We start from the raw sequence: 7,377 nt of genomic DNA on the forward strand, positions 1-7,377 counted from the left end.
AGTTAACCGCGGCGCAACTCCGAGTCTTCGGTACGTAATGTTCGCTGCCGAGTCTTGTGCTGTGCCGAAAGACGATATTCATCGAATCCATGGCCGCGTGCGCATTGCGGTGGCGGCGACCACGGCCGTAGCGGCGATGTCCTCGCTGCTCGGCGGATGCGGGATGCTCGACGACGACACCGTCGTCGTCAACGTCGGCTACCAATCCAAGACCATCAACACGATCAACGCCGGAACGCTCATGCGTGATCTCGGCGAGTTCGAGCAGGCGCTCGACAGCATCGGTGAACGCACCGGTACGTCCTACCGGGTGGTGTGGCAGGACTTCTCCTCGGGTGCCCCGCTGACGGCGCAGATGATCGCGTCCCACGTCGACATCGGGTCGATGGGCGATTATCCGCTGCTGACCAACGGCTCCAAGACGCGCCCGTACGACGACGCGCGGACCGCGTTCGTCGCGGCGACGGGCTACAGCCTGCGTGGTTCGCTCAATCAGGTCGTGGTGCCGTCGGCGTCCGATGCGCAGGCCCTCGAGGATCTGCGCGGCGCGCAGGTGTCGACGAGTCTCGGTTCGGCCGGCGACGGAATGTTGCGGACGGCGCTCGAGCGCGCCGGCATGAGCGTCGACGACATCGGGATCGTGAATCAGGATCCGTCGATCGGTGCTGCCGCGATCGAGGGCGGGCAGGTGGATGCGATGGCGCAGTTCGTGCCGTGGCCGCAGCTGACGATCTTCCGCGATCAGGCGCGCCTGCTGTACGACGGCGGCGACAACGAGGTGCCGACCTTCCACGGCGTCGTCGCGCGGGAGGAGTTCGCCGAGGAGCATCCCGAGGTGATGGAGGCGTTCACCGCGGCGATGGTGACGACGACGCAGCGGTTGCACGACGATCCGCTGGGGTCGGCGATCCGGATCTCGGAGATCACGGGGATCGAGCCGGAGGTCGTCTACCTCTACAACGGCCCCAACGGGCTGGTGACGTTCGATCCGGCGCTCTCGCCCGAGTTCGTGGACGCGCTCGAGGCCGCGAAGGGCTATCTCGTGGAGCGTGGCTCGGTGGAAGAGGACTTCGACATCGAGGGTTTCGTCGACGAGAGCTTCGTGCGCGACGCGTTCGGTGACGACTACGACCGACGTCGCGACGAGACGACGACTCCGAACGCGTTGACCGGGACCGACGAGATGTGTGGTCTTCCGGTCGACGATCCGGGCACGGCGTCGGAGGTGTGGTTCGCCGGCGAGACGGAGACGGTGGTCGCGGCGACACCGAGTTGCCTGCTCTCGCGAATCGCGAGCAGCGGGAGCCACGTTCGCGCCGCGTACGTCCCGGACGCCGTGACGGGCACCAAGCTGTTCGCGGATCACGCGACGTGGGTGGCCGACCCCGCAGCTCCGCCGTCGTCCCGCTATCTCCCGTTCGCGACGGCTGCCGGCGCTGCCGAGTACCGCGCGGAGCACGCGACGACGGTGACGGTCTCGTACGAGGACGCCCTCGCCGAAGCACATCCCACGAACTAGACCACCGCACAGACGTTTTCGACCGATCGAGAGGACGAGACCATGGCCACGTTGTCGACAGGCCGACCGGTGACGGCACCGAAACCGAAGACCGGCGGGCGAGGCTCGCTGCTGGACCCGGCCAGGTTCCGCGGGCGAAGGCCGTCACCGAGATTCACCCGGACGGCGCGGACGATCCTGTTGCCGCTCATCCCGATCGGCGGATTCGTCCTGCTGTGGCACCTGTTGACGACGAACGGTGTCGTCGCGTGGCTGCGCTTCGACAGGATGCCGCCGCCCATCGACGTGATCGACGGCTTCGCGGCGCGCCTGACGTCCGGCGGCTACTACGCCGACCTGTTCGCGAGCCTGCAGCGAATCCTGTTCGGCTTCGGGCTCGCCGCGGTCGCGGGTATCGCGCTGGGCATGCTCATCGGGCGGTCGGAGACGGCGCGGATGATGTTGCGGCCCTTCATCGAGATCGTCCGGCCGATCCCGGCGATCGCGCTCGTGCCGCTCACCATTCTGCTGTTCCCGTCGAGCGAGCAGGGGATCGTGTTCATCACCTTCTTCGCTGCGTTCTTTCCTGTTCTGGTGAACACGGTGCATGCGATGGATTCGCTGCCGAAGGTGTGGGAGGACGCCGCGCGGACGATGGGGGCGAGCTGGGTGGCGGTGTTGCGTCACGTCGTGCTGCCGGGAGCGTTGCCGGGGATCTTCGCGGGACTGTCGGTCGCGATGGGTGTCGCGTGGATCTGTGTGGTGTCGGCCGAGATGATCTCGGGTCGGTTCGGTATCGGCTACTACACGTGGCAGTCGTACGGGCTGCTCGACTACGCGGGTGTCGTCGTCGGCATGTTGTCGATCGGCGCGCTCGGGCTGGCCACCGCGTGGGTGGTCGAGATGATCGGACGGCGTGTGAACCACTGGCTGCCGCGGGCGAGCCGATGAGTACGCAAGCACGAGAGACGACGGAGGCGCGAGACATGACGACGACCACGACGACCGGTGCGGTGAAGCTCGAGAACCTGCAACTCGGATACGGCGGGAAGCTGTCCGCGAACGTGTCCCTCGACATCGAGCCCGGCGAGGTGGTCGTGTTCCTCGGCCCGTCGGGCTGCGGAAAGTCGACCATTCTGCGTGCGCTCGCCGGGCTGCTGAAGCCGATGGGTGGCCGAGCGACGGTCGACGGCCGCGAGGTCGCGGGCAACGAGGCGCACTGCGCGATGGTGTTCCAGGAGGACGCGCTCTTCCCGTGGCGTACGGCGCGCAAGAATGTCGAGTTCCCGTTGCGGATTCGCGGTCTGCGCGGGCAGGAGCTGAAGTCGGAGGCGACGCGCTATCTCGAGCAGGTGGCGCTCGGCGACTACCTCGATCATCTGCCCGGGCATCTGTCGGGCGGTATGCGTCAGCGCGTGCAGCTGGCCCGGACGCTCGCGTGCGAGCCGCGCGTGATCCTCATGGACGAGCCGTTCGGTGCGCTCGACGCGCAGACGCGGCTGGACATGCAGCAGCTGCTCATCTCGGTGTGGGAGCGCAGCAGGCTCACGATCCTGTTCGTCACCCACGACGTCGACGAGGCGCTGCTGCTCGCCGACCGCGTCGTATTGCTGACACAGCGGCCGGCGACGGTTGCCGACGTCATCGAGATCGAGAACCCGCGTGACCCCTCGGCGCAGTTCCAGGAGTCCTATCGGCTGCGCCGCCGCTCGATACTCGACTTCCTGGGCGGCTCCGCCGCTCGTGCGTGACCTTCCGGTCCCCACACCGGAAAAACACGCACGAGCGCGAAGCGCCTAGTACGCACCGTCGCGGCGCAGGACGGTACCGACGGTCTTGACGAGGATCGCGAGATCGGCTGCCATAGACCAGTTCTCGACGTAGACGAGGTCGAGCCGGACTCGCTCGTCGTCGTCGGTGTCGGACCGGCCGGACACCTGCCACAGCCCGGTGATCCCGGGGCGGACGCGGACGCGGCGTTCGACGAAGTTGCGGTAGCGCGCTCCTTCTCCCAGATCCATCGGACGCGGCCCGACGATGCTCATGTCACCGCGAAGCACGTTCAGCAGCTGGGGCAGTTCGTCGACACTGGTGCGACGGAGGATGCGGCCGATCCGCGTGATGCGCGGGTCCTCCGCCACCTTGAAGAACTCGCGGTCGGTCCGGCCGCGGTCCACCCGGACCTGCGAGAGCATGTTCTCGGCGTCGGGAACCATCGAGCGGAACTTCCACATGCGAAACGTGTTGCCACCCATTCCGACCCGGTACGGGCGGTACATCACGGGACCTCGATCGTGGAGTTTGATCAGGCCGGCGACGACGGCAAGCAGCGGCGACAGCGTCACGAGAAGGACGCCGGCGACCACGATGTCGAACACCCGCTTGCTCGCCCGCACTGCCCCGGTGTAGGTCGGGTCGCCGATGCGGAGCAGCGAGATTCGGCCGATCTGGTCGAGTCCCATGCGTCCGAGCGAGACGTCCACGACGGCCGGCTCGACGGACAGCTCGACACCGTGTTCGTGGAGATCCCATGTGAGATCGCGGAACTCACCGGCTTCGAGTCCGGCGGCATCGGCGAGCACCACGATGTCGGCGTCGAGTTCCCGGGCCGCGTCCGGAACGGAACGGACGTGGTCGAGGCGGGTCCAGCGGCCGTCGTGGGGGCCGGTGTGGCAGGGCACGGTGAGGACGCCCGCGTCGAATGCTCCGACGACGGCGTAGCCCACCGGGGGGCCGGCGTCCACGGACCGGCAGATCTCGTCTCGCCGGCCGGGAGGGGCGACGAGGAGGGTGCGCGCGAGTGCGGTTCCGTGTCGCCATCGCCGCCGGAGGATGCGTCCCGAGATCCGGTGCGCGGCGAGGCAGCCGAGCAGTCCGGCGGTGACGGAGACGAGGAGCATGCCCCGGGCGATGGTCACACCGCTGACGAGTTGTACGACGGCGACGACGGCGAGGAGGATTCCGGCCGCCCCGAACAGGCGCCGGTACTCCGACACGCCCGCCCCGATGATCCACGGGTCGGCCACTCGCCGACTGCGCAGGATCGCGATCCAGACGGAGGCGATCGCGATCCCCAGGGCCGGGTAGGCGATGCGCGCGTCGCCGAGCGCGCCGGTCCACTGCTCGTTGCCGAAGCGGAGGTGGACACCGACGAGGCAGGAGATCAGGACGCATGCCGCGTCGGCGGCGAACAACCGTCGAGCGAGGGTCCGTCTGGGGTGTTCGGTGCGCCGGACCGGGACGCGAACGATCCCGAGCGAGGGGGTCGTCATGGGGTCGTCGTTCGCGCGTCGTGGTTGCGGCATCGTTCACTCCGGGCCGGTCGAGGTGGGGGAGGTCGGTTCGGGCCCGCAGGTCGGCCGGGGTGTCGCACCCGAGCGCAGTGCGGTGATCCAGTCGAGCACCTCGGGGGAGATGCCGACCCTGTGGTCGTCGTCGGGTCGTTCGAGCACGGTCACCCGGTCTCCCCGCGCGCACGCGGCTCGTACCGCCGCGCGGGTTCGCTCGGGTGACGTCACCGAATCGCGCCCGCCGAAGGCGACGAGGGCGGGTGCGGTCGCCGGGGAACGGGGAAGCCGTCGCGCGTCGAGTGCGGCGGTGAGCCGAACTCGGTCCTCGTCGGTCGCCGGCGCGTAGTCCGCGGCGGGGACCGCCCGCGCGTCGTCCGTGCCGACCGCCCCGCTGTCCCCGAGGCAGGGCGCGGCGGCGTCGGTCCTCCTCGACAGTGTTCCGCGATAGAGGTTGTCGGGTACCACCGAGGGATCGGTCGACGAGGCTCCGTCGACCAGGGTGGGGAACAGCACGACGCGTTCCGGGCTCAGGCTTCCTCGCGCGGCGTCGGTCGCGACGTCCGTCATGTCGAGTTGTGGTGCCAGACTGACCGATCCGAGCAGGCGGAGCTCGGAGTCGGTGGCTCGTTCGTTGGCGGCCCAGGCCGCGTGACCGCCCTGGGAGACGCCGACCGCGAACCAGCGATTCGAGGCACCCGGGACCGATGCGACCGCCGCGCGGGCGGCGTCGACGAGGTTGGCGCTCGAGGACGCGACGTCGAGGTAGGGGTGCGGTCCGCGCGCGCTGGAGCGCTGATAGTCGGTGGCGACGACGACGTACCCGCGTGACACGAGGCCGAGAAGCTCGTCGAGCGCTCCGCGAAGATCCGGGGACAGCGACGGCGCGCACGCCGGATCACCGCCGTCGCCGGCGTGGGCGTACGACACGATCGGCCAGCCGTCGGGAGGCGGCTCGCCCCGTGGGACGAGCAGTGCACCGCTCACGACGGTGGGTTCGCCCGCGGGGCCGCGCGACGAGTACTCGACGCGTTCCGCCCGAGAGGTACTCGTGTACAACGCGGGATAGGACGCGAGCCGGCGTGGTGAGCCCACGACCGTGCCCGGGTCGGGCCGGCGCTCGTCCACCGGGACCGGTGCCGGCGCACACGCGACGGTGGCAGCGACCATCCCGAACGTGACGATCCAGCATGCGAACAGCATTGCGCGGGTGGACATGTCACTCGAACAGGTCGATGGGGTGGGACGTCGCCGCGGTGAGCGCCTCGCGGACGGCGAAGCCGTCGACGATGTCCGCGTGGTACGACGCTCCGAACGACGTCCCCCACACGCCGCGCACGCTGCAGACGGTGATGCCGCCCGCGTCCGCGGGGTCGGTGTACGCGGCGAGACCGGGCCGGTCGCCGAACGGCACGTCCAGCAGTGCCCGCGGCTTCCCGACGTCGGAGTAGGCGAGCGTCACCGTCGCCGGTACGTGCGTGTCGGTGGTGGGTCCGGGGGAGGCGCCGCGGCGGGGGAGCAGCCGAGACCGGATATCGGTCGTCGCGAACGATGCGAGGGGCCACCGGCTGTCGAGGACCTCGCGAATGGCCGTCGCGACGGCGTGCGGATCGGTGGTGTCGATGCCGCCGATCGGAACGGTCACCGCTGCGTTGCCCATCGTCGTTCGATACCGGGCGGGGAGGTACCGCCGGCAGTCTACGGGCATCAGGACGGTGTCGTTCATCGGCAACCCGGCGTCGCGCAGCGCTCGCGAGAGCAGTGCGACGGAGACGGCTGCCTGCGAAGGGCTGTTCCACTGCCGCTCCGCGTACGCCCGGAATGCGGTGGCCGTGCGAGGACTCATCAGTGCGTGGGTCACTCCGCGTGAGTGTCTCCAGCCGGCCGGTGCTCGTCGTCCGGGGTCGGCGGTCGTGTTCGGCGTGTACTTGTCCCGTACCCGCAGGACCGCACGAACATGTCGGGGCGCCAGCAGCTTCAGCGATTCCCGGCGGAGCCGGGCGACGGGGAGGTCGGTCGCGGTCATCGCCCCGAGGCTGCGCCCGTCCGGTGCGTCCCCGAGAATTCCGGACAGCAGCAGAACCAGCGCGGAGTCGCCGACGGCGTGATCGACCGCGACCGCGAGATGCCCACCGCTCACGAGCACGGTGATCGGTTCGCCGCCGGCGACCGCATGGTCGAGGGCGATGTCGACGAGTTGGTCGAGTGTCGTCCAGGTCTCCTCGTGGACCGAGACGACGCCTCGGGCATCGGCACTCGCGTCGAAGTACCAGCGATCGTCGTGCGGGCGCAGCGTCGTTCGTGATCGCGGCAGGGAGCGGAGGTGGCGCATCCGTTCGGCGGCCGTCCGGAGATCGAGTCCGTGAATCGGGCCGAACACGTTCACCGTCAGTGATCCGGAGAGTGAACGGTCGAGCCCGGTGGGGCGGTAGGTGGACGTGACCCGTCGATGGGTCGGTGGGGGCTTTCCGTCATCGTCGTACATCGTCGACGACCTCCTCCATCGTGTTGCGGAACGTCTGGGGGGAGAACGTGCCGGCCCACTCTCGAAGCGAGTGGCGTTCGTATCGGGAACCGTCGAATCGGCTTACT

Annotated in this window: 6 protein-coding genes; 3 read left to right on the forward strand and 3 right to left on the reverse strand. The window is 69.2% G+C overall.

Annotated elements, in window-relative coordinates; translation table 11 throughout:
- Window positions 1–37: 37 nt before the first annotated feature.
- The 3 genes from RR1_RS21100 to RR1_RS21110 are packed head-to-tail and all read left to right on the forward strand — an operon-like array spanning window position 38 to window position 3,249.
- Complete coding sequence (locus tag RR1_RS21100; protein ID WP_010837037.1) at window positions 38–1,519, forward strand: ABC transporter substrate-binding protein; 1,482 nt, start codon at window positions 38–40, stop codon at window positions 1,517–1,519.
- A gap of 42 nt (window positions 1,520–1,561) precedes the next feature.
- Window positions 1,562–2,449, forward strand: a complete 888-nt coding sequence (locus RR1_RS21105; protein WP_010837036.1) for an ABC transporter permease — start codon at window positions 1,562–1,564, stop codon at window positions 2,447–2,449.
- A gap of 35 nt (window positions 2,450–2,484) precedes the next feature.
- Entirely contained in the window at window positions 2,485–3,249 is a 765-nt protein-coding gene (locus RR1_RS21110; protein WP_010837035.1) for an ABC transporter ATP-binding protein, read from the forward strand.
- Between the two features lie 45 nt (window positions 3,250–3,294).
- Here RR1_RS21110 and RR1_RS21115 read toward each other — a convergent pair whose 3' ends face one another.
- Genes RR1_RS21115 through RR1_RS21125 form a run of 3 tightly spaced genes read right to left on the reverse strand, consistent with a single transcriptional unit; the run spans window position 3,295 to window position 7,270 of the window.
- Window positions 3,295–4,770, reverse strand: coding sequence for a sugar transferase (locus RR1_RS21115; protein ID WP_051111062.1), 1,476 nt, complete (start codon window positions 4,768–4,770; stop codon window positions 3,295–3,297).
- Between the two features lie 36 nt (window positions 4,771–4,806).
- Window positions 4,807–6,003 (reverse strand): alpha/beta hydrolase family protein, encoded by a 1,197-nt coding sequence (locus RR1_RS21120; RefSeq protein WP_010837033.1) that lies wholly within the window; start codon window positions 6,001–6,003, stop codon window positions 4,807–4,809.
- A 1-nt stretch (window position 6,004) separates the two neighbouring features.
- Window positions 6,005–7,270 carry a hypothetical protein gene (locus RR1_RS21125; RefSeq protein ID WP_010837032.1) on the reverse strand — a complete coding sequence of 422 codons (1,266 nt, stop codon included), beginning with the start codon at window positions 7,268–7,270 and terminating at the stop codon, window positions 6,005–6,007.
- Window positions 7,271–7,377 lie beyond the last annotated feature (107 nt).

The organism is Rhodococcus rhodnii NBRC 100604 (assembly GCF_001894925.1).
GTDB classification, from domain to species: Bacteria; Actinomycetota; Actinomycetes; order Mycobacteriales; family Mycobacteriaceae; genus Rhodococcus_F; species Rhodococcus_F rhodnii.

Coding starts and splice junctions, on each gene's coding strand:
- RR1_RS21125 (WP_010837032.1), bottom strand. CDS start 7,270: ATGTACGACGATGACGGAAAGCCCCCACCGACCCATCGACGGGTCACG.
- RR1_RS21120 (WP_010837033.1), bottom strand. CDS start 6,003: ATGTCCACCCGCGCAATGCTGTTCGCATGCTGGATCGTCACGTTCGGG.
- RR1_RS21115 (WP_051111062.1), bottom strand. CDS start 4,770: ATGACGACCCCCTCGCTCGGGATCGTTCGCGTCCCGGTCCGGCGCACC.
- RR1_RS21100 (WP_010837037.1), top strand. CDS start 38: ATGTTCGCTGCCGAGTCTTGTGCTGTGCCGAAAGACGATATTCATCGA.
- RR1_RS21110 (WP_010837035.1), top strand. CDS start 2,485: ATGACGACGACCACGACGACCGGTGCGGTGAAGCTCGAGAACCTGCAA.
- RR1_RS21105 (WP_010837036.1), top strand. CDS start 1,562: ATGGCCACGTTGTCGACAGGCCGACCGGTGACGGCACCGAAACCGAAG.